Raw genomic sequence first — 21,527 nt, forward strand, 5'->3', positions numbered from 1 at the left:
TAGGGTCGGTGCCATGCCCGGGGCGCCGCCCCGCCCGCCCCAGCCAAGGAGACCCCACGTGTTCAGCTCTGCTGACGAGGTCCTGTCGTTCATCAAGGACGAGGACGTCAAGTTCGTCGACATTCGATTCTGTGACCTGCCCGGAGTCATGCAGCACTTCAACGTGCCGGCCCACACCCTCGACGAGGCGTTCTTCACCGACGGCCAGGCGTTCGACGGGTCCTCGATCCGCGGTTTCCAGGCGATCCACGAGTCCGACATGAAGCTGCTCCCTGACGTCCGCACCGCCTACCTCGACCCGTTCCGTGAGCACAAGACGCTCATCATGAACTTCTCGATCGTCGACCCGTTCACCGACGAGCCCTACAGCCGCGACCCGCGCAACATCGCCGCCAAGGCCGAGGCGTACCTCACGTCGACCGGTATCGCCGACACCGCCTTCTTCGGCGCCGAGGCCGAGTTCTACGTCTTCGACGACGTCCGGTTCGAGACCAAGGCGAACGCGTCGTACTACTACCTCGACTCGGTCGAGGCGGCGTGGAACACCGGTCGCGAGGAGGAGGGGGGCAACCAGGGCTACAAGACCCGCTACAAGGGCGGCTACTTCCCCGTCCCGCCGGTCGACCACTTCGCCGACAGCCGCGACAACATCTGCCTCAACCTCGCCAAGGTCGGCCTCAACGTCGAGCGCAGCCACCACGAGGTGGGCACCGCCGGCCAGCAGGAGATCAACTACCGGTTCAACACGCTGCTCCAGTCGGGCGACGACATGATGAAGTTCAAGTACGTCGTCAAGAACACGGTGTGGCAGGACGGCAAGACGGCGACCTTCATGCCGAAGCCGCTCTTCGGTGACAACGGCTCGGGCATGCACACGCACCAGTCGCTCTGGAAGGACGGGGAGCCGCTGTTCTACGACGAGCGCGGCTACGGCGGCCTGTCCGACCTGGCCCGGTGGTACATCGGTGGCCTGCTCAAGCACGCCCCCGCGGTCCTCGCCTTCACGAACCCGACCGTGAACTCCTACCACCGCCTCGTCCCCGGCTACGAGGCGCCGGTCAACCTCGTCTACTCGGCGCGCAACCGCTCCGCGTGCGTCCGCATCCCGATCGCCGGCGACTCGCCCAAGGCCAAGCGCATCGAGTTCCGCATCCCGGACCCGTCGTGCAACCCCTACCTCGCGTTCGCCGCGCAGCTCATGGCCGGCCTGGACGGGATCCGCAACCGCATCGAGCCGCCCGAGCCCGTGGACAAGGACCTCTACGAGCTGCCGCCGGAGGAGCACGAGGCCATCGAGCAGGTGCCGGGTTCGCTGCCGGCCGTGCTCGAGGCGCTCGCGGCCGACCACGAGTTCCTGCTCGAGGGCGACGTGTTCACGCAGGACCTCATCGACACGTGGATCGAGTGGAAGACCAAGAACGAGGTCGACCCGATCCGCTTCCGCCCGCACCCGCACGAGTTCGAGATGTACTTCGACATCTGAGCACAACCGCAGTCGGAGGCCTCTTCGCCTGCCGCAGTTCTTGACGAGTCCTCACGAGCATTCCGCGCCACCACCACGGCGGCTCGTGAGGACTCGTCCGCGTCCAACTGACGGCGACGACGTCGACGCCGGTCAGGTGTCGGCGGTGTCGCCCAGCGCGGACTGCAGGTGTTCACGGGCGTCGCTCAGGTAGTCCCGCAGGGCCTGGGCCGCCGCGGGTCGACCGTCGTCGACGAGCCGCCGGACGATCTCGGCGTTCCGCTCGAGGTAGGGCTCGTGGAACCGCGAGTCGTCGTCCATGAGGTGGAAGACGAGCCGCATCTCGGCAAGCAGACCTTCCATGAGGAGGTCGATCCGGCGGCTGCCGTTGATGCCGGCGATCGCGCGGTGGAACTCCTGGTTGGCCTGCGCCACCCCGGCCATGTCCTGGCAAGCGTGCGCCGCGCGAGCCGCGTCGACGATCCCCTGCAGCTGCTTCGGGGTGTCCTGCGTGAAGGCCGGTCCGTGCGCCAGTGCGGCGGGCTCGATGGCCAGGCGGGCGGCATACAGGTCGTGGACGTCGGTGAGCGTCGGCGTGGCGACGAAGACACCGCGGTTCGGCTCCCGGACCACGAGCCTCTCGGCAGCCAGCAGCGCGAAGGCCTCGCGAATCGTGTTGCGGGAGAAGCCGAGTGACGCGCTGATGGTCTCCTCGGTCAGTCGCGTACCGGACCGCAGCGCACCGTCGACGATCTGCGTGCGCAGGATCGCCACGATGCGCTCCGCCGCCGACGGGTGGACGCCGTGGTCGCTGGGGATGCGGTCGAGGGCCGCCGCGAGGAGTCTGTTGGGCACGACCTCACTGTATGCCGCCGCGCGTAGAATTGTTGAACAAAACTCTTGTCCGATTGTTCAACAATCCGCTACGGTCAGTCCTGACCACAACGTCGTGGTCGACCCCCACGTCAGGGCATTGGCGTCCCAGAGGTCGGAGCCCCCATGGATCCCAGGACCACACCAGTTCCTCCCGCAGAGCCGGCACCGCCGAGCGAGGCGGAGCAGAAGGCCAAGGGCCGCAGCGCCCTCCTCGGCGCGATGTTCCTCATGGCCACGTCGGCCATCGGTCCGGGGTTCATCACGCAGACCACGAACTTCACCGTGCAGCTGGGCGTGGCGTTCGCCTTCGCGATCGTCGTCTCGATCCTCGTGGACATCGCCGTGCAGATGAACGTGTGGCGCGTGATTGGCGTCTCGGGCCTGCGCGCCAACGAGCTGGCCAACCGCGTCGCGCCCGGTCTCGGCTGGGCTCTGGCCCTGCTCATCCTGCTCGGTGGGCTCGTCTTCAACATCGGCAACATCGCCGGCACGGGCCTGGGGACCGACGCCATGATCGGTCTGGACCCCAAGGTCGGCGCGATCCTGTCCGCCGCGATCGCGATCGGGATCTTCCTCGTCAAGCGCGCCGGCGCGGCCCTCGACAAGGTCGTCGTCGGTCTCGGCCTCGTCATGATCGGTCTCACGACCTACATCGCCTTCACGAGCGCCCCGCCGGTCGGGCTCGCGCTGAAGAACACCGTCCTTCCCGAACAGATCGACATCCTCGCCATCACCACCCTCATCGGAGGCACGGTCGGCGGCTACATCACCTATGCCGGTGCCCACCGCCTCATCGAGACCGGCAACACCGGTCCGCAGCACGTGCGCGAGATCGCCAAGGGCTCGGTCTTCGGGATCATCGTCACCGGTGTCATGCGCGCGATCCTCTTCCTCGCCGTCCTCGGGGTCGTCCACGGCGGGGCCAAGCTCGCCGCCGACAACCCGGCTGCGAGCGCCTTCGAGCAGGCGGCCGGCGACTTCGGGCTGCGGGCGTTCGGCATCATCTTCTGGGCGGCGGCGATCACCTCAGTCATCGGCGCGAGCTACACCACCGTCTCGTTCCTCACGACCCAGCAGACGTCTCCGCGCACCCGCAACCTCGCGACCGTCGCGTTCATCGCGGTCTGCACGGTGCTCTTCCTCGTGCTCGGCAAGGCCCCGGTCAACCTGCTCGTCTTCGCCGGCGGGTTCAACGGCCTGATCCTGCCCATCGGCTTCACCGTGATCCTCTGGGTGGCCTGGCGGCGGCGCGACCTCCTGCGCGGCTACGCCTATCCGAAGTGGCTCCTCTCCGTCGGCGTCCTGGCGTGGCTGCTCACGCTGTGGCTCGGCTACCAGTCGATCACCGGCCTGCGCGCCCTCTGGGGCTGAGCCGCCATGGTGACCACCCGGATCGACCTCAACTCGGACCTCGGCGAGTCCCTCGGCACCTGGCAGCTCGGGAACGACACGGCGATGCTCGACCTCATCACGAGCGCCAACGTGGCCTGCGGCTTCCACGCCGGCGACAGCCTGACCCTGCGGGAGACCTGCGCGCAGGCCGTCGAGCGTGACGTGGTCATCGGCGCCCAGGTGGGCTACCGCGACCTCGTCGGCTTCGGCCGCCGGTTTATCGACATGGACCCCGCCGAGCTGACGGCCGACGTCATCTACCAGGTCGGTGCCCTCCAGGCGTTGGCGGGGGTGGCCGGGGGCCGCGTCGCCTACGTCAAGCCGCATGGCGCCCTCTACAACGCGATCGTGCACCACGAGGCCCAGGCGGAGGCCGTCGTCCGGGCGGTCGTCGCCGTCGACGTGACCCTCCCGGTCCTGGGCCTGCCGGCGTCGGTGTTTCTCCGCCGGGCCGAGGCCGCCGGACTGCGGACCGTCACCGAGGCGTTCGCCGACCGGGCCTACACCCCCGAGGGCACCCTCGTGTCGCGGCGGGAGCCCGGCGCCGTCCTGCATGACCCGCACGACGTCGCGCAGCGCATGGTGCGGCTCGCCACCGACGGGGTCGTCACCGCGGTCGACGGCACCGAGGTGGCCGTCCGGGCCGACTCGATCTGCACCCACGGCGACTCCCCCGGGGCCGTCGAGATGGCCGGGGCTGTCCGCGCCGCCCTCACCGGGGCCGGCGTCACCATCGCCGCCTTCACGAGGTAGCCCTCGTGTCGACTGGCATTCCCGTGCGGTTCCTCCCGATGGGCGAGACGGCGTGGCTCGTCGAGACCGACGACATCGACGCCGTGCTCGCCCTCGACTCCGCCCTGGCCCCGCTCGCCCGGGCCGGCGAGGGTGTCTGGGCCGACGTCGACGACCTCGTGCCCGCGGCTCGGACGCTGCTCGTCGTCGCGCGACCGCGCACGAACCTCGCCGACCTGGCCACCGAGATCCGCTCGGCCGCCGCCCGCGCGAGCCGGAGTGCCACCCGCAGCGAGGCTGCCGTCATCGAGGTCCCGGTCCGCTACGACGGTCCCGACCTCGAGGACGTCGCCGCGCAGACCGGCCTCAGCGTCGCCGAGGTCGTCGACGCCCACACCGGCACCCCGTGGCGGGTGGGGTTCGGCGGCTTCGCGCCGGGATTCGCCTACCTCGTCGGTGGGGACCCCCGGCTCGAGGTCTCCCGGCGGGCGGAGCCGCGCACGCGCGTCCCCGTCGGGGCGGTGGCGCTGGCCGGGACGTTCAGCGGCATCTACCCGCGAGAGTCGCCGGGCGGCTGGCAGCTCATCGGGAGCACGGAGGTCGTGCTCTGGGACTCGGACCGTGACCCTCCCGCGCTGCTCGTCCCCGGTACCACGGTCCGCTTCACGCGGGCGGGGTCATGATCCGCAGCGTCGAGGTCCTCGCCCCCGGCCCCCTGACCCTGCTGGAGGACGTGGGTCGGATCGGGCACCTCGCCGTCGGGGTCGGCCGCGCGGGCGCGGCCGATCTGGGGTCATACCTCCTCGGCGGCCGCCTGCTGGGCAACGTCACGGGGACCGCCGCGCTCGAGGTGACGATGGGGGGACTGCGGGTGCGGGCGTCCGGGGACCTGCTCGTCTGCCTCACGGGCGCCACCACACCCGCGGAGGTCGACGGCCGGCCGGTGCCGCGAGCCGCACCCTTCCAGGTCCGAGACGGTCAGGAGCTCTCCCTGGGTATGCCGGTGGCCGGGCTGCGCACCTACGTCTCGGTGCGCGGTGGCTTCGCCGTCCCGGCAGTCCTCGGCTCCGTCTCGTACGACACGATGTCGGGACTGGGCGCCGAGCCGGTGCGAGCCGGGCAGGTGCTCCCCGTCGGGACGAGCACCGCGCACTTCCCCCACGTCGACGTCGCCGGAGTTCCCGAGGCTGCAACGGGCGCGGTCGAGCTCGACGTCCTGCCCGGTCCACGCCTGGACTGGTTCGCCCGCCCGGAGCGGCTCGCGCAGACGACCTGGGCCGTCTCCTCGCGGAGCGACCGCAAGGGGATCCGCCTCGAGGGGGAGCCCCTGGAGCGCACTCCCGATCTGCGCGACGCGGAACTGCCGAGTGAAGGCATGGTGCGCGGCGCCATCCAGGTGCCCCCCAACGGGCAGCCGGTCATCTTCCTGAACGACCACCCGGTCACCGGCGGCTACCCGGTCATCGGCATCGTGCGAGCGGCCTCCGTCGACCGGGCGGCACAGCTCCAGCCCGGTCAACCGGTGAGGCTCCGCTGGAACCTCTGAACCCGATCGGCTTCAGCGATGGTGGAGGTCGGCCTCTCGCCCCGGGGCCGTCCGTCGCCGACCGTGGCCGACCGGGCCCCGAAGGCACCCTCATGGTCGTCCCCGGCGAACGGCGCACTTCTCGCTCGGCGGAGGACGCTGCCGACGGGTGACGGCGAAGCGGTCCCGGGTCTACGTTGGGGCCACAGCCGGACGATCGGCGTCCGGCGCAACGCCCGGAGGCACCCATGGCCAATCACGTGTACGCGATCTCGGAGCTCGTCGGAAGCTCACCCGAGAGCATCGAGGCGGCGGTGGGGATGGCCCTCTCCTCCGCGAACGAGTCGGTCCGCAACCTCCACTGGTTCGAGGTGACGGAGATCCGCGGGCACCTCGGGGACGACGGTCAGGTCGCCGACTGGCAGGTGGGTCTCAAGCTGGGGTTCCGCGTGGAGAAGTGATCCGAGTGTCGGCGGTGTCACCGGCCGCCGACGGAGGACTCAGGAGCGGGACTCGATGGCCGAGGCGATCGTGCCGGCGAGGAGAGTGACGTACTCGTCCGGTTCCCAGCTCGGGTAGACCTGCGACCCGACCACCATGCCGTCGGAGAAGGCCACGACGAGCCCAGCGAGGTCCTCGGCGGTACGTGTCCCGACGTTCTCGGGAAGGAGGTCTCCCATCCAGGCCGCGATCATGTGGCCGACCTGCTCCCGGACCTGGAGGTAGGCCTCACGGGTCTTGACGTTCTGCTCGCCGGTGTCGAGCAGCACCTGCATGCCGATCCTCAGGAAGGCTGGCATGTCGGTGAACGTGCGAGAGGACTGACCGAGCACCCGCCGCAGGCCCTCCTCGATCGTGGTGTCGGCGGTGACCTCCCAGCGCGGGACGGTCACCAGCCACCGGGCGAAGCTGGTGCGGATCACCTCGGCGAAGAGGTGGTCCTTGTCCTCGAAGTGCCAGTAGACCGACGACACCGGCAGACCGGACCGTTGGCAGACCTGGGCGATCGTCGCCCCAGCGACTCCGCGCTCCTTGGCCAGCTCCGACGCGGCGGCCATGATGCGGTCGCGCGACCGCTCGGTCGGTGCCACTGCTGAGGTCCCATCCGGCGTCGAGGCGTTCGCTCTCGCCCGCGCCTTCGCCGTCGTCGCAGCCGGCGAGCTCGGTTCGGTGATCCTCGGTGTCATGACGCCGCTCCCATGCGCTCGAGGTGCCGCGCCAGCCCACGTGCGGCGAGCGACACCAGCCGCTTGACGTCCTTGTGGTCGGAGGAGCGGACCTGGAGGAAGAGGCCGTCCATGAACATCATGTGGAACCGCGCGAGTCGCGTGGTCAGCTCCGGGTCGCCTTCCCCGGCTTCGGGAGTGAGCACCGACGTCCACCAGTCGCGGATCGCCCGCTCCGTGTCCTGGCGAACCTCCGCGTAGAGCCGTCTCGCCGCGGGCTCCTTGACGCGCTGCTGAAGGGTCAGCAGCAGCCCCAGGGACCAGAACTGGGGCGACGCCGTCAGGGAGTGGGCGGCGCGTTGGAAGCGTCTCTCGACCCGGTCCTCGAAGTCCTCCGGCTCCGGCGCGGCCTTCCACGTCGGAGCCGTCGCCCGCCAGGACAGGTAGGAGTGCTCCAGGGTGGCGGCGAGCAGCTGGTCCTTGCTGCCGAAGTGCCAGTAGATCGAGCTCGCCGGCAGCCCGGTTGCCTCCTGCACGAGCGCGACGGTCGTCCCGTCATAGCCCCGCTCGGCGGCGATCTCCAGGGTCGCGTCGAGGATCGCCAGGCGCGACTCGTCGCCCTGCCGGTGCCGCCGGCCCGTCTTGGCCGTCTTGGCGGTCTTGGCCGTCATGTGATCCGCCTTCTGCTGTCCCGTGTCGCACCCGTTGTCCAGCCGGTTGCCCGCGCTGGTGCGGCGAGCGCCTCGAGATGCCTGGTGTGCGTTCCCTGTAGTAAAACACCGCCAGCAGGCTGTCGTTGCGCACGGTGTCGCGTGCCACGCCAGTGAGAAGACGAGGGGGTCTTGCCCTCACGGCTGCGGTGCTCTACCTTCACTGTAGTAGACACTACAGTGACGTAGCGAGCAAAGGTGCGAATTGTGACCGCGGACGGATCAGCTCCAGAAGCCCAGGCCCTCGACCCAGCACACTATCGCGAGGTGATGGGCCACTACCCGACCGGCGTTGCGGTCGTCACCGGCACCTCCCCCGACGGCGAGCCGATCGGGATGGTGGTCGGGACGTTCACCGCCGTCTCCCTCGATCCACCGATCGTCGCGTTCATGCCCACGACGACGTCCGGGACGTACGGGCTGATGAAGGACTCACCGGCATACTGCATCAACGTCCTCGCGCACGACCAGCTCGACCTCTGCCGACTCATGGCGGCACCGCGTCCCGGCAAGTTCGACGACGTCGCGTGGTCCCCCTCGGCGTACGGTGCGCCCGCCCTCGAGGACGCCGTGGCCCACATCCACTGCCGTTCGCAGGACGTCGTCACTGCAGGGGACCACTTCATCGTCCTCTGTGACGTGCTTGCGATGGAGGTGAGCCGTCCCGCGACTCCCCTGCTCTTCTTCCAGGGCGGGTACGGCGGCTTCTCCAGCCGTGGAATGAGCGCCAAGGGTGACGGCGAGCTCATCGAGGCGGTCCGTCTCGCCGACCTCGCCCGTCCCGAGGCCGGCAGGGTGGCGCGCTCGCTCGGGTGCGAGGTCGCCGTGCTCGCTGCCGCCAACGACCACGAGCTGACCACCGCCGCCTCGGCGTACGGGGACAACGCCCATGCCCTCGAGCCGCTCGGCGTCCGTGTCCCGCTCATGCCTCCGCTCGGCGAGGCCTATGTCGCATGGTGCGACGACGCAGCCGTCGAGGCCTGGCTGGGGCGAACCTCGAGCCGGGACCCCGAGGTGGTCGACAAGTACCGCCGTCGCCTCGCCCACGTCAGGGAGAGCGGGTTCGCCCTGTCGCGCCAGACCGAGCAGATGCAGCCGCGGTACACGGACCTGCAGGATGCCATGCGTGAGTATGCCGCCGGCGACCTCACCCCGGCACGCGAGCGTGCGGTCCGGGCGGTCATCGCCGAGTCGTCGGCGTTCTTCGAGACGATCGACATCGTGGACGGCGAGACCTACGACCTCGGCGCCATCGTCGTCCCCGTTCTCGGACCCGAGGGCCGCGTGGCGCTGTGCCTCAGGGCGAGCCAGCTTCCCGCCGGTGCCGACGCGCCCACCGTGCGCGGGTGGATCAGCGCCCTGCAGCGCGCGGCTGCCGCTGTCTCGGAAGGGATCTCGCGGGACGGATGGGACGACTACGCGGCCTACCAGCAGTCGATCCCCGGCAACTTCATGATGTAGCGGCGATCCCGTTCCCGACGATCCAGCCCATCCCGAACGCCGAGAGCAGACCGCTTCCCGAGCTGTAACCGGCCGAGTCGGCTCCGGCGAGGCCGACGGCCACACCGCCAGCGGCACGCAGGCCGGGGACGTACGTGCCGTCGACCCGGAGCAGGCGGCCGCTGGTGTCGATCGCCGCACCGCCCTGGGTGGTGAGGACGCCATGGGTCAGCCACGCGTAGTGGTAGGGGCCGGTCAGGGCGCGCCGGCCCGCCCGAGGTGCCAGCGAGGTGGCCAGGGCGACGCGGTCGAACCCCAGCGCGACGGCGAGGCTGTCGAGGTCAGACGCGACCTGGAGGGCGCCGGCGTCCGCCGACTCCCGCATCATCTCCGAGTGCTGGGCGGTCTCCTGCGCCTCGGCGTCCCACACCATGACGGCGCGCTCACGCGGCTGCGCCTGGACGACCCCGGCCAGGCCGGAGTAGCCGTGCGCCTGCTCGTCGGTGAAGCGTTCCCCGTGCACGTTGAGCAGCACGGCGCCCAGCCAGGGCAGGGCGGGGTTGACCCGGGTCCCCCGGAGCGTGACCTGGCCGTGTCGAAGACAGGCACCCATGTTGCGAAGCTCCACGCCGAGGGGGCGCAGCCAGCCGACGGAGTCCCCGGTGGCCGTGCTCACCCCGCCATGGAACGGCTCACCGAGGGCGGCGCAGAACTCGCGCATCAGCTCGCGGTTGCCGGCGAAGCCGTCGGTCGCGAGGACGGTGGTGCCGGCCGAGACCACGAGGTCGTGGTTCCCCTGCCGGCCGGTCACGCCGACGACGGTGCCGTCCTCCACGCGCAGGCCCGTGACGGGGGCCTCGTCGAGAAGGACGACGTTGGCCCGGTCCGTCAGGGTGCGACGCAGGTGGGTCATGAGCGGAGCGCCGCCGAGACGACCCGGATCCGCGTGCAGCCGTGGCACCGACATGCCCTTGCGCGCCATGTCGGTGCCCACGTCCATCGGGTAGCCGAGGTCGTCGGCGATCCAGTGCACGTAGTCCGCCGCCACGCCGCACAGCGCGGCGACGAGGTCCCGGTGCCGCTCGTCACCCGAGTTGGCAAGGATGTCCTCGGTATGACGCTCGGCCGAGTCCTCGATGCCCGCTGCGGCCTGGAAGCGAGTCCCGCCGGCCGCGAGGCTTCCGCTCGAGATGCCGGCGTTGCACCCCTCGGTGAGGCTCTTCTCCAGCACGGCGACGACGAGGTCCGGGTTCTCCGAGGCCCGCAACGCGGCCATGATGCCGGCCGCTCCGGCCCCTGCGACGGCGACGTCGACCTCGATGTCCTCGTGCACGGTGACGTCCTTCCGGAGTGGGTGGTGTCGTGATGTCGGTGGGAGGTGCAGCGGTCAGGAGTCGAGAGCCGCAGGGACGCCATAGAAGTCGCGCGCCCGGTCGACGAGCTCACGTGGTGGCTGCTGGTGGTGGAAGCCGCGCCGTGAGGCGACCAGACCGCTCGAGCGGTACTGCCGGGCCCGCATCTCGGCGACCTGCACCAGGGTGCCCAGGGAGTCGACCACGGGCACGTCGTCGACCCGGGTGATCCCGTGGTCGGCGAGGAAGACGTTGAGGGGACCCTCGCCGGGGACGATCACCGTCGCCCCGGCGTCGATCGCCGCGCGGGCAGCGGTCCGGAACGCCTCGACGAGGCCATCGGGCGCGGCATACGCGCCCATCACGTCGGAGAACTCCGCCGCCACCTGCCGAATCGGCCCCACGATCGTGTCGAGTCCGTAGACCCGCATGTTGCGCCGCAGCTGCGGCTCGAGGGCACCGATGAAGTTGACGATGCCGACGGTCGAGCCCAGCGTCGCGGCGAGGAGCACCGAGGTCTGCCCGAAGGCGACGACGGGGATGTCGACGACGGAACGGCATTCCTCGAAGGCGGTGTCCGGGATCGTCGCGATGAGGAACGCGTCGTAGCCCTCGTCCTGCGCCTGCAGGGCGGCGTGGACGAACTGCTCCTTGTGCAGCCCCGACAGGTAGGCGTAGCCGATGTGCGTCCCCGGGTAGTCGCTGGGGTAGGTGCCCGGCTTCATCCCGTGGAAGGAGATCTCCGTGCCCGGTGCCGCGACCTTGCGCAGGTGCCGGTCGAGCGCATCCCGGTAGTGGGGCACGTCGTCGAGGACCGTGAAGCTCTGGTGCCAGATCCTCATGAGCTGCCCTCGGCGTCCCTGGGCGCGGCAACGGACGGTGACTGCGCGGCAGCGCCCTCACCGGCGATCCGCCCGAACGTGGCCCCCCGCAGGACCGAGGTCGAGCCGGTGTAGTTGGAGTAGTACAGCCCGGTCATCTCCCCTGCCGCGTAGAGGCCGGGGATCGCCCTGCCGTCACGGTCGACCACCCGCGAGGAGGCGTCGACCTTGAGCCCGCCGAAGGTGAAGACGTTGGCGCACATGATCGGGTACGCGATGAAGGGGCCGGAGTCGATGGGCTTCGCCCAGTTGGACTTCGGGGGCTCCACACCGTCGGTCGCGAGGCCGTCGGGGCGGGTGGGGTCCCAGTCACCGTCCGGGCATCCGGCGTTGTATGCCGCCACGGTCGCCTCGAGCGTCGCCGGGTCGATGTCGATCCGGCCCGCGAGCTCGGCCAGGGTGGCGCCCTTGACGGGCGCCTCGTCCGTGCGGATGGCGGTCCTGATGTTGGGGATGGCCTGACCGTGGGCGTCGAGGATCATCCAGGCCATCCCGCGCGGCTGTCTCTGGATGTCACGGGTCGTGCGCTCGTACCACGCGTCGATGGGCCCGCGCGCCTCGTCGACGAACCGCTCGCCGTGGACGTTGACGAGGATCCCGTAGGTGAAGGCCATGATCGCCGCCTCCGGGTCGCCGGACCGCGGGTCCACGGGCTCGGCGTGGAAGAGCGAGAAGTTCCCGGCGGTGGCGGCACCGACGGCCATCGCCATCTCCAGCCCCTCCCCCTTGTTGTAGTTGCCCCCGCGGGCGACGGGCCGGCAGAGCATGCCGAGCTCTCCGTGGTAGCGGGCCATGAGCTCGGCGTTTCCCTGGTAGCCGCCGCTGGCGAGGACGACGGAGCCGGAGAACGTGCGCCGCCGGCCCGTGGGCCCGACCGCCTCGATGCCCGTCACCGTGCCGGAGTCGTCCAGGACGAGGGAGCGGGCGGTCGTCTCGAAGTGGAAGTCGACTCCGAGGGCTCGCGCCTTCGCCCCGAGGGTCTCGACGAGTGCCAGCCCGCCACCCACCGGGGCCATCCTCGTCGTCGAGACGGTGAGGAAGAGTGTGGGCAGCTGGCCGAACCGGATGCCGTGCTGCTCCAGCCAGCGCAGGGTCGGGCCGGCGTTGTCCTCGAACGTCGTGACGTAGTCGAGGTCGACGACGTGGTGGGAGCGCAGCAGCGGGCTGCGCCGCGACCAGTCGAGGGCGGAGTCCGCGGTGATGCCCGGGTCGGGGTGACCCATGAAGTCGTCGACCAACGTCTCGGCGAGCCCGTCGGAGGGCTCGTCGACCGTCTTCATGCGCAGGTAGGCCTCGGTGTAGCGCGTGTTGCCGCCGGTCTCCTCGGCGGTGGCACGCTCGAGCAGGGCGACCGTCGCGCCGTTCTCGCGGGCCGACAGCGCAGCGGACAGCCCGGCGATGCCGCCTCCGACGACGACGACGTCGTAGTCGGTACCGACCGGCGCGCTCCCCTCGACGGTCGGGGCGCTGGTGGCAGCGGTCATGACCAGCTCCCGATGACCTCGTCGGCGGAGACGACGGACCCGAAGAGGGGGAGCGTCGTGGTGACGGCGAACTCGTGGACGGCGGGGTCCGGTGCGGCACACATGTCCTCGACGATGCTCACCTGCAGGCCGCTGTCCGACGCGTGGCGCGCGGTGGACTCGACGACGAGGTGGGTCGCGATGCCCCCGAGGACGACGTGCTGGATGCCCTCGGCTGCGAGGACGTCGCGCAACGGCGTGCCGATGAAGGCGTTGACGGCGCCCTTGTCGACGACCGGCTCGCCCTCGACCGGCGCCAGCTCGGTGACGAACTCCGCCTCCGGGTTGCCCTGCTTCATCTTCTGGTTGGCCGGGTAGCCGTCGAACCGCGCGAGACGGTTGGTCCGCAGGCCATAGGTGGGGTCGAACGCGAGCCGGACGTGGAACACCTTCACCCCCGAGGTGCGGGCGGCGTCGAGGACGCGCCGGGCGGTGGCGACGACCTGACGCTCACGAACCTGGGCGGCGAGAGGGGGTGCGAGGCAGAGCTCCCCCTCCTCGGCGAGGGCGACCTGGTAGTCGAGCATGAGCAGGGCGGTGTGGTGGGACATGAGGCTCTTCTTCTCCTTGCGGGACAACGGCTTGCGGGACAGCGGACGTGGGACAGTCACCAGGCGGACCAGCCGCCGTCGACATAGAGGACCTGCCCGGTGACGTAGGAGGACGCCGGGGAGGCGAGGAACACGACCGGACCGCCGAAGTCGGTGTCCGGGTCGCCGAGGCGTCCGAGCATCGTCCGTTCGGCGAACCAGGAGAGACGGTCGGGGGACTCGGCGAGGGGTGCGGTCATGGCCGTGGGGTAGAAGACCGCCGGGGCGAGGGCGTTGACGGTGACGCCGCTGCGGCCCAGCTCTGCGGCAAGGGACCGCGTGACGTTGACGACCCCGGCCTTGGACGCGTAGTAGGCGCTCTCCGGGACTGGTCCGACCCGCTCCGCGTAGACCGTGGTGAGGTTGATGACGCGGCCCCACCCGGCCTCTGCCATCCGGGGCCCGAACTCACGGCCGACGACCCACGTGCCGGTGAGGTTCACCCTGACGATCCGCTCGAACTCCTCGACCGTCGTCTCTGCGACCTCCTTGCGCAGCATGACGCCGGCGGCGTTGACGACCGCGTCCACCCGGCCGTGGCGCGCGAGGACCTGCTCGGCCAGCTCGCGCACGGAGACCTCTGAGGTGACGTCGACGGCATACGCGGTGGTCGTCCCGCCACAGGCGGCGGCGGTCTCGGCCAGGCCCACCCCGGCGCCGGGCAGGTCGGCGAGCGCGACGGTGGCACCGTGCGCCGTGAGGGCGCGCGCGGCGCGCTCCCCCAGTCCGCCGGCAGCGGCACCGATGACCACGGCGACCCGCCCGTCGAGGTCGAACAGCCCGGTCACCATTCGAGCTCACTCTCCTCGGCGGAGGCAGCGGTGCCCGCGATACGGCCGAAGATGGCGGACTTGCCGATCGATGTGCCGGTCATGTAGCCGGCCCCGTGGAAGCCACCGACGAGCTCACCGGCCGCGTAGAAGCGCGGGATCGGCTCGCCGAAGGGATCGAGGACCCGCATGGACGTGTCGACCGTGACACCGCAGTAGGTCGCGAGCACGACGGTTCCGGACAGCTGGGCGTAGAAGGGCGCCGTGCGGATCGGCGTCCGCTCTCCCACACCACCGACCAGGTGCACCCGGCCGAAGGCGTCCGGCTCCCCGGACGCGATGCGCTCGTTGTAGTCCGCCACGGTCGCCTCGAGGACGCCGGGGTCGGTGCCGAGCCTCGAGGCGAGGTCCTCGATGGTGTCGGCCACCTCGAGCATCCCTGCACGCTCGCGGCCACCGAAGTCGTAGATCGGGACCTCGTCGTTCGACGCGGCCATCACGGTGGCGTCGAAGACCTGCCACGTCCGTGCCGTCGGCTGCGCCAGGCTGGCGTCGCCCAGCGCCTTGTAGGGGATGGACTCGTCGACGAAGCGCCTCCCTGCGCGGTTGACGGCGATCGCACCCTTGTAGACCGCGAGGATGCCGGTGCCGTCCTCGCCCGGGTGCGTCTCGTGGTAGATGCCGTAGGTGCCCTTGACGTAGGGCAGGTCCCGCAGCCCCGCACCGAGCTTCATCGCCATCCGCAGCCCGTCCCCGTGGTTGCCCTCGCCTCCGGCGAGGAGCGCCTCCGCCATCTGGGGGGCGAACCGCTCGAGCATCTCCCGGTCCCGCGAGAACCCGCCCGTGGCCAGGACGACGGCGTCCGCGAGGACCTCGCGCACGCCGCCGGCATGCTCGACGACCACTCCCGTCACGCGGGTCCCGTCGTGGAGGATGCGCTGGACGTCTGCGCCGAGCACGAGGCGCGCTCCGAGCCGTCCGGCGGCCGTGAAGAGGGAGCGCAGCATGGCCGTGGTGTCGCTGGGGTGCGACCGGGGTGCGGACTGGCCCGAGGCGGCGTGGATGTGCCCGTAGCGCACGCCGTGACCCTTGAGCCAGCGATAGGTGTCGAGCTGCTGCTCGCAGTAGAGGTCGACGAGGGCTTCGTCGTTGACGTGGCCGCCGGTCTCCAGCAGGTCCTGCCGCAGCAGCTCGACCGAGTCGGTGATCCCCTGCTCGGCCTGCTCGTCGGTCCCGACGAACGCCGACAGGCCGGCCGAGCGAACGGTCGACCCGCCGAAGGTCCCGGTCTTCTCGAGGAGCACGGCGTACTGACCCGCCTCGGCAGCCGCGAGCAGCGCCGCCGCACCGGCGAGGCCGCCGCCGAGGACGAGAACGCCGACCCGGTCCGGCAGGGTGGTGTCCACCGGGAGCCCCGCGGGGCCGATTCCTGGTTCCTCCCGGGGGACGTCGCCGACGGGCGTCGCCGTGGTCGTGGCGCCCGTCATGGGACGACGGTGGGAGCGTCGAAGTAGGCCTCGGCCGCGGAGAACTCCGGCAGGTGGAAGAGCGACTGCCGCTCCTGCCACGTGGCGATCCGACCGGCATAGGACGCGGTCTCCCCGGTTGACCGCAGGTGCGCGAGCGCCTCGCTGCCGGCCTTGATCGAGGCGCGCATGAGGAAGTTCGCGAAGAGCACGACGCCGAACCCGAGCTCTTGGTACTGGGCCAGGTCGAGCTCGGGCGTCTTGCCGCCCTCGACGACGTTGACGACCAGCGGGACGCCGCTCAGCTCACGCCCGACCCGCTCGAGCTCCTCGACCGTGCGTGGGGCCTCGACGAAGATGACATCGGCACCGGCAGCGACGTAGAGGTGTGCGCGCCGGATCGCCTCGTCGATGTCGTGGACGCTGCGGGCGTCGGTGCGCGCGATGAGGACGGTCGCAGGGTCCTCGAGCGCCTGCCGGACGGCCACGAGCTTGGCCTGCATGTGCTCCGCCGGGATCAGCGCGTGGTGGTCGAAGTGACCACAGCGCTTCGGCATCTCCTGGTCCTCGAGCTGGAGTGCCGCCGCACCGGCGCGCTCGAGGCGTCGCGCGGCCCGCATCGCCATGACGGGCTGCCCGAAGCCGGTGTCGGCGTCGACGACGAGTGGGAGGTGCGTGGCCGAGGCGAGACGCTCGGTGTGGTCGACCACCTCGCCGAGCGAGACCAGGCCGATGTCGGGTATGCCGTACTGCGCGTTGGCGAGGCCGGCGCCGGTGAGGTAGGCGGCCTCGAAGCCGGCCTCCTCGATCAGGCGCACGCCGAGGGCGTCCGTGGCCCCCGGAAGGACCAGCGTCCCTGCGGACAGCAGGGACCGGAGCCGCTCGCGACGGCTCGTGGGAGTCGGGCCGGGGCCGACCCCCACGAGTGTCTCGGCGGCGTCGAAGGGCGCCGGTACGTGAGGCACGGTGCGCTCAGGCCTCGTCCGCCGCCGGGAGCGTCGGCTCCGCGAGCGGGTGCATGATGCCCGGCGGACGACCTTGGGCGTCGGCGTGGGGCTTGTGTCCCCAGACGGCGGTGCGGTCCCACACCCGCGGAACCCAGGTCTCCTCGTCGACCTCGAGGCCGCCGTAGCCGTACTCGACGTGGAAGGAGCTCGGCGTCGAGTGGTAGAAGCTGAACTGCTGGTCGTTGGTGTGCCGGCCGATGGTGAGCGTGATCGGCACCCCCATCTCCTCCGCGAGCTCGTAGCCCGTGCCGACGTCGTCGACCGAGCCGACCTGGATCATCAGGTGGTTGAGGCCGGCCAGGCCGGGAGGGCACTGGCCGAGCGCCAGGGTGTGGTGCCGCGCGTTGCAGTGGTAGAACCGCGCGTTGAGGCGGCCCGGCACGATGATCTTGTCGGAGAGCCGGAAGCCGAGCTTGGTGAAGAACTCGTGGCCCGCCTCGATGTCCGGCATGAGCAGGAGCACGTGGCCGAGGCCCTGCTCCCCCGTGACGAAGCCGGAGATGGCACGTCCCGGGACGAAGGACGAGCGGACGTGGCTGTGGCCCCAGGTGACCTCGTGGCGGAAGCCCCACGGGTCGGTGAAGACGAGGATCCGGTTGACGCCCCGAGCTTCTGCGAGGTCGGTGTCCCCGCGCTCACTCGTGACCCCGAGGTCGGCCAGCGCCTTCTCGACGCGGTCGAGGTCCTCCTCGTAGTTGACTCCCCAACCGAGGTAGGCGGTCTCGTCCTGCTCGCCGGGGTGGACCTGCAGGCGCCAGATGGCGTCGTCGAACTTGAGCCGAACGGCGCCGTCCGGCCCGGGCTCGGTGACCATGGCGCCCCAGAACTTCGTGGCCATCTCGGGCCACTCGTCCTTCTTCGGGGAGTTGATGCCCAGGTAGGCAAGTGAGGTGATCATGAGTGTTCTCCTACGTCGTGAGGTGCGGGTTTTTCAGGCGAAGACGGGCGGGAGCGAGGGCTCGCCACCCAGGTCGTTGGTGGCCCACTCGACGGACACGGCCTCCGAGACGTTGCAGATGTGGCTCAGGCCGGACTGCATGTCGCGCCAGTACCGCTCGTTCGGGTAGCGCTCGTGGATGGCCTGCGCTCCGCTCATCTTGTACAGGCGGTCGACGGCGTCGACCGCGCGCCGGACGGCCCGGACACCGTTGCGTCGGGTCGTGAGCCGCTGGGTCCAGGACACGTCGCCGCCCTTCGCGACGTGGTCGTAGAGCTCGCGCATGTCGTTGAGCAGGACGGTGCGCGAGGCCGCCACGTCGGCTGACGCCTCGGCGTAGACGTTGAGCATGATCGGGTCCTTGCGGGCCACCCGGCCGTCCGCGGACACCCGCTGCTCGAGGTAGGAGCGGAACGTGTCGAGGGCGCCCTGGGCGATGCCGAGCGTGCCGGAGTTGATCGCTGCCGAGAAGACGACCGGGAACTTCAGCTGGTAGAGGGTCTTGCCGGGCTGCCGGTCCTCGTACGCACCGTTGCTCATCTTCATCGCGTCGACCACGCGGTAGTCGGGAATGAACACGTCCGTCATCCGGACGTCCTTCGATCCGGTGCCCTTGAGGCCGAGGACGTTCCACGTGTCCTCGACGATCTCGTAGTCGGTGCGTGGGATGACGAAGTGCCGGATGTCCGGAGGCATCGTGGGCTGCCCGTCGTCGCCGACGACCATGCCTCCGAGGATGACCCATTCCGAGTGATCCGTCCCCGTCGAGTAGGGCCAGGTGCCGGTGAAGAGGAAGCCGCCGTCCACCGGCTTGGCGCGACCGAAGGGTGCGTACGGTGACGCGGTCCAGGTGTCGGGGTCCTCCCCCCAGATCTCCTCCTGGACGCGCGGGTCCATCATGGCGATCTCCCACGGGTGGACGCCGACGACCCCGGTGACCCAGCCGGCGGACGGTGATGCGGCCGCGACGGTCATGGCGGCCTCCATGAACTCCACGGGGTGGGACTCGTAGCCGCCCCACTCCGTCGGCTGGTACATGCGGACGACGCCGCTGTCGCGGAGGACCTGGACGGTCCGGTCCGTGAGCATTCCGAGGTCGTCGCTGGGCGCGGCCTCGTCCTTGAGGACGGGGGCGTCCTCCTTGAGCCTGCTGATCACGTCGGTCATGAGTGGTCCTCTTCTGCGGGACGCCGGGTGGAGTCGGCGTGTCGGGTCAGTTGTTCGAGATGAAGTCGATGACGAGGCGGTTGAACTCCTCGGCGTGCTCGACCTGGGCCCAGTGCCCACAGCGGTTGAGCAGGACGGCGCGCGAGTTCGGGATGTGGGCGAGGAGCAGCAGCGTGTTCTCGTAGTGCACGACCCGGTCGTCACGACCGTGGATGAGCAGGGTGGGGATCTGGACCTTCGGCAGGTCCTCGAGCCGGAACCACTTGGCGATCGGCCCGCCCTGCGCGAAACCGTCGAGATAGTTGGTGAGGTGCACGGGGTGTGCCGTGGCGTTGGCGGCGCGCTCGGCGGCGAGCTCCGGGGTCGCGAAGCGGGCGCTGTCGAAGGTCATGACCTCCGTGAGCCGGGTCATCGACTCGACGGACGGCTCGCGGTAGGCCGCGACGAGCGTCTTCATGCCCTCGGAGAGGCCGCCTGCCGGCGAGAAGAGCTTGGGCTGGGAGCCGGAGCCGGGGCCCATCGTGATGACGTGGCTGACGCGCTCCGGAAACTCCGTCGCGAGCCGGAGCGTGGTGATGCCACCCATCGAGTTGCCGACGAACGCGGCCCTGTCGATCCGGAGCGTGTCCAGCAGGTCGACGGCCGACCGGGCGTGGTCCATATCCGAGCGGGTGACGGCATCCGACCGCCCCCAGCCGGGCATGTCGGGGGCGATGACGTGGAAGTGCTGCGCCAGGGCATCGATGTTGGCCTTGAAGTTGCTCCAACCGGTCGCGCCGGGACCCGAGCCGTGCAGCAGCACCACCGCGGGCGCGGACGGGTCGCCGGCCTCGCTGTAGTGGATGGTCCGGTTTCCGGCCCTCGCGGTGCGACTCGTGTCTTCGAACGTCAGCGCCATTGCTGCCTTCTCTCGCGTTCCTGAGTGGAGTAGTCCGGCGATGCCGGGCCACACTCTGTAGTGCTTACTACATTGAATGTAGAGGTTCAGCCGCGATCGCACAAGGCCTTGACCACAGAATCTGTTCGTCACGCTCCACGGAGCATCGGCGGGCGACGCAGGCCGGACACGGCGAGCGTCCGGCGAGACAGAGACCGAGGAGAACCGACATGCGAGCACGTGTCCGTCCGCCAGCACCTCCCGGGCTCCCACGACGTCGTCCCGGGCCCGCGCCCCCCGGGACACGGACAGGGTGCCGACCGTGAGAGCCAGGAGGAGCGGGATCGTGACGGCAGCGGTCACCGCGTCGTCACCGGCATACGACGGCGAGGACGGCGCGCGCCTGCCGGACGTCTTCCGGTGGCAAGGAGACGTCCCGTCAGTACTGGGCGCTCGCCGGGATCTCGCCGCCGAAGGCATCAAGGCCCCAGGCCAGATAGGAGGGCTCGCGGCTGTTGCAGACGTGCGTCGAGGCGACCTGCAGGTCCCGCCAGTAGCGTTCCAGCGGCGAGCCCTTCTGGATGGAGGAGGACCCCATGAGCCGGTAGAGCTCGTTGACGGCCTCGATGGCCCGGTCGGTGGCGCGCACCTGGTCGACCCGGAAGCGCAGGCGGTCCTTGACCGTGATGTCGCCACCGTTCGCCACGGTGTCGTAGAACCGGGTGATCGTCGACTGGACGTGGGTGATGCTCGCCTCCACGTCGGCCTCGGCCCGGGCGAGGGCGGCCAGGACGAAGGGATCGGCCTTCGATGCGCTGCCCTGCGAGGACACGCGGGCGGCGATGTGGTCCCAGGCCGCCCGGACCGCACCTCGGGCGATTCCGAAGGTTCCTGCCGCGATGGCGAAGGGGAACATCACACCGAACCGCATGGCGTAGAGCGCCTGGCCCGCACGCCACCGGTCGCTGTAGGTGTTGTCGCGGACGAGGACACCGTCGAGGACCCGGTGGTCCGGCACGAACACGTCAGCCATCCGCACGTCCTTGGAGCCTGTGCCGGACAGCCCCATGACGTTCCAGCTGTCGTCGACGATCTCGTAGTCCGAGCGGGGCAGGACGAAGTGCCGCACATCCGGCGGGAGCACCGGCTTGCCGTCGGCGTCCGCCACCATGCCCCCGAGAATCACCCACTCCGCGTGGTCGGTACCGGTCGAGTAGGGCCACTGACCCGTGAAGCGGTAACCACCCTCGACCGGTTGCGCCCGGCCGAACGGAGCATACGGCGATGCCACCCAGGTCTCCGGGTCCTCGCCGTAGACCTCCTTCTGGAGGCGCGGGTCGGCGATCGCGATCTCCCACGGGTGGATTCCCACGACACCGGCGATCCACCCGGCCGACGGGTGGTTCATGCCGACCGCCATCACCCAGTCCATGAAGTCGTTCGGGTGCGCCTCCAGCCCGCCGGAGTCGCCCGCCTGCAGCAGCTTCATCCCGCCTGAGGCACGCAGGATCTCGACCGTGCGGTCGGTGATCCGTCCCAGCTCGTCGCTGGGAACCGCTTCGGCGCGCAGCTCGTCGGCATGGTCGTGGATGTATCGGGTCGACTCGTGCATGGCTGGTCGCCCCCTTTCGTGATGGGTGTGTCTCGTGCGGGT

General features: G+C 70.4%; 21 protein-coding genes. 7 read left to right on the forward strand and 14 right to left on the reverse strand.

The window, feature by feature from the left end; genetic code table 11:
• Positions 1-58: 58 nt before the first annotated feature.
• Positions 59-1,483 (forward strand): type I glutamate--ammonia ligase, encoded by a 1,425-nt coding sequence (gene glnA, locus ACOJV9_RS09040; RefSeq protein ID WP_420184868.1) that lies wholly within the window; start codon positions 59-61, stop codon positions 1,481-1,483.
• Between the two features lie 132 nt (positions 1,484-1,615).
• On the opposite strand, the gene ACOJV9_RS09045 is transcribed toward glnA, so the two are convergent.
• Positions 1,616-2,317 (reverse strand): GntR family transcriptional regulator, encoded by a 702-nt coding sequence (locus ACOJV9_RS09045; protein WP_420184869.1) that lies wholly within the window; start codon positions 2,315-2,317, stop codon positions 1,616-1,618.
• A 144-nt stretch (positions 2,318-2,461) separates the two neighbouring features.
• On the opposite strand from ACOJV9_RS09045, the gene ACOJV9_RS09050 reads away from it, so the two are divergent.
• The 5 genes from ACOJV9_RS09050 to ACOJV9_RS09070 all read left to right on the forward strand — a co-directional run bounded on the left by ACOJV9_RS09050 (position 2,462) and on the right by ACOJV9_RS09070 (position 6,448).
• Positions 2,462-3,709, forward strand: a complete 1,248-nt coding sequence (locus ACOJV9_RS09050; protein WP_420184870.1) for an NRAMP family divalent metal transporter — start codon at positions 2,462-2,464, stop codon at positions 3,707-3,709.
• A gap of 6 nt (positions 3,710-3,715) precedes the next feature.
• Positions 3,716-4,483 (forward strand): LamB/YcsF family protein, encoded by a 768-nt coding sequence (locus ACOJV9_RS09055; protein WP_420184871.1) that lies wholly within the window; start codon positions 3,716-3,718, stop codon positions 4,481-4,483.
• 5 nt (positions 4,484-4,488) lie between these two features.
• Entirely contained in the window at positions 4,489-5,145 is a 657-nt protein-coding gene (locus tag ACOJV9_RS09060) for a 5-oxoprolinase subunit B family protein (RefSeq protein WP_420184872.1), read from the forward strand.
• Positions 5,142-6,008, forward strand: coding sequence for a 5-oxoprolinase subunit C family protein (locus tag ACOJV9_RS09065; RefSeq protein ID WP_420184873.1), 867 nt, complete (start codon positions 5,142-5,144; stop codon positions 6,006-6,008). Before ACOJV9_RS09060 ends, ACOJV9_RS09065 begins: the two co-directional genes overlap by 4 nt.
• A gap of 227 nt (positions 6,009-6,235) precedes the next feature.
• Positions 6,236-6,448 carry a dodecin gene (locus ACOJV9_RS09070; RefSeq protein ID WP_420184874.1) on the forward strand — a complete coding sequence of 71 codons (213 nt, stop codon included), beginning with the start codon at positions 6,236-6,238 and terminating at the stop codon, positions 6,446-6,448.
• 39 nt (positions 6,449-6,487) lie between these two features.
• Here the strand turns inward: ACOJV9_RS09070 and ACOJV9_RS09075 are convergent, their stop codons facing one another.
• Both ACOJV9_RS09075 and ACOJV9_RS09080 read right to left on the reverse strand, forming a co-directional pair.
• On the reverse strand, positions 6,488-7,078 hold the full coding sequence (locus ACOJV9_RS09075; protein WP_420184875.1) for a TetR/AcrR family transcriptional regulator: 591 nt from the start codon (positions 7,076-7,078) through the stop codon (positions 6,488-6,490).
• Positions 7,079-7,170: 92 nt separating this feature from the next.
• Entirely contained in the window at positions 7,171-7,824 is a 654-nt protein-coding gene (locus tag ACOJV9_RS09080) for a TetR/AcrR family transcriptional regulator (protein WP_420184876.1), read from the reverse strand.
• Positions 7,825-8,133: 309 nt separating this feature from the next.
• Here ACOJV9_RS09080 and ACOJV9_RS09085 point away from each other — a divergent pair, with 309 nt between their 5' ends.
• Positions 8,134-9,324 (forward strand): flavin reductase, encoded by a 1,191-nt coding sequence (locus ACOJV9_RS09085; RefSeq protein WP_420184877.1) that lies wholly within the window; start codon positions 8,134-8,136, stop codon positions 9,322-9,324.
• Here ACOJV9_RS09085 and ACOJV9_RS09090 read toward each other — a convergent pair.
• The 11 genes from ACOJV9_RS09090 to ACOJV9_RS09140 form a co-directional block, all read right to left on the reverse strand.
• A complete protein-coding gene (locus tag ACOJV9_RS09090) occupies positions 9,314-10,636 on the reverse strand; it encodes an FAD-binding protein (RefSeq protein ID WP_420184878.1) in 1,323 nt (440 codons plus the stop codon). The two genes, ACOJV9_RS09085 and ACOJV9_RS09090, sit on opposite strands and share 11 nt — an antisense overlap.
• A 54-nt stretch (positions 10,637-10,690) precedes the next feature.
• Complete coding sequence (locus ACOJV9_RS09095; RefSeq protein WP_420184879.1) at positions 10,691-11,497, reverse strand: aspartate/glutamate racemase family protein; 807 nt, start codon at positions 11,495-11,497, stop codon at positions 10,691-10,693.
• Entirely contained in the window at positions 11,494-13,020 is a 1,527-nt protein-coding gene (locus ACOJV9_RS09100; protein WP_420184880.1) for an FAD-dependent oxidoreductase, read from the reverse strand. The genes ACOJV9_RS09095 and ACOJV9_RS09100 overlap by 4 nt, the downstream gene beginning before the upstream one ends.
• Entirely contained in the window at positions 13,017-13,670 is a 654-nt protein-coding gene (locus tag ACOJV9_RS09105; protein ID WP_420184881.1) for a cysteine hydrolase family protein, read from the reverse strand. The genes ACOJV9_RS09100 and ACOJV9_RS09105 overlap by 4 nt, the downstream gene beginning before the upstream one ends.
• The gene (locus ACOJV9_RS09110; RefSeq protein WP_420184882.1) at positions 13,667-14,440 is read right to left on the reverse strand and encodes an SDR family NAD(P)-dependent oxidoreductase; all 774 of its coding nucleotides are present in this window, start codon (positions 14,438-14,440) and stop codon (positions 13,667-13,669) included. Before ACOJV9_RS09110 ends, ACOJV9_RS09105 begins: the two co-directional genes overlap by 4 nt.
• Entirely contained in the window at positions 14,434-15,906 is a 1,473-nt protein-coding gene (locus tag ACOJV9_RS09115) for an FAD-dependent oxidoreductase (RefSeq protein WP_420184883.1), read from the reverse strand. Before ACOJV9_RS09115 ends, ACOJV9_RS09110 begins: the two co-directional genes overlap by 7 nt.
• The gene (locus ACOJV9_RS09120) at positions 15,903-16,850 is read right to left on the reverse strand and encodes an isocitrate lyase/PEP mutase family protein (protein WP_420184884.1); all 948 of its coding nucleotides are present in this window, start codon (positions 16,848-16,850) and stop codon (positions 15,903-15,905) included. Before ACOJV9_RS09120 ends, ACOJV9_RS09115 begins: the two co-directional genes overlap by 4 nt.
• A 7-nt stretch (positions 16,851-16,857) precedes the next feature.
• Positions 16,858-17,790, reverse strand: coding sequence for a VOC family protein (locus tag ACOJV9_RS09125; RefSeq protein ID WP_420184885.1), 933 nt, complete (start codon positions 17,788-17,790; stop codon positions 16,858-16,860).
• Between the two features lie 33 nt (positions 17,791-17,823).
• Positions 17,824-18,996: an acyl-CoA dehydrogenase family protein gene (locus ACOJV9_RS09130; RefSeq protein WP_420184886.1), complete on the reverse strand. Its 1,173-nt coding sequence runs from the start codon at positions 18,994-18,996 to the stop codon at positions 17,824-17,826.
• A 46-nt stretch (positions 18,997-19,042) separates the two neighbouring features.
• Positions 19,043-19,894 (reverse strand): alpha/beta fold hydrolase, encoded by an 852-nt coding sequence (locus ACOJV9_RS09135; RefSeq protein ID WP_420184887.1) that lies wholly within the window; start codon positions 19,892-19,894, stop codon positions 19,043-19,045.
• 418 nt (positions 19,895-20,312) lie between these two features.
• The gene (locus tag ACOJV9_RS09140; protein WP_420184888.1) at positions 20,313-21,485 is read right to left on the reverse strand and encodes an acyl-CoA dehydrogenase family protein; all 1,173 of its coding nucleotides are present in this window, start codon (positions 21,483-21,485) and stop codon (positions 20,313-20,315) included.
• Between the last annotated feature and the right edge of the window lie 42 nt (positions 21,486-21,527).

Source organism: Knoellia terrae (assembly GCF_048606435.1).
Classification (GTDB): Bacteria; Actinomycetota; Actinomycetes; order Actinomycetales; family Dermatophilaceae; genus Knoellia; species Knoellia terrae.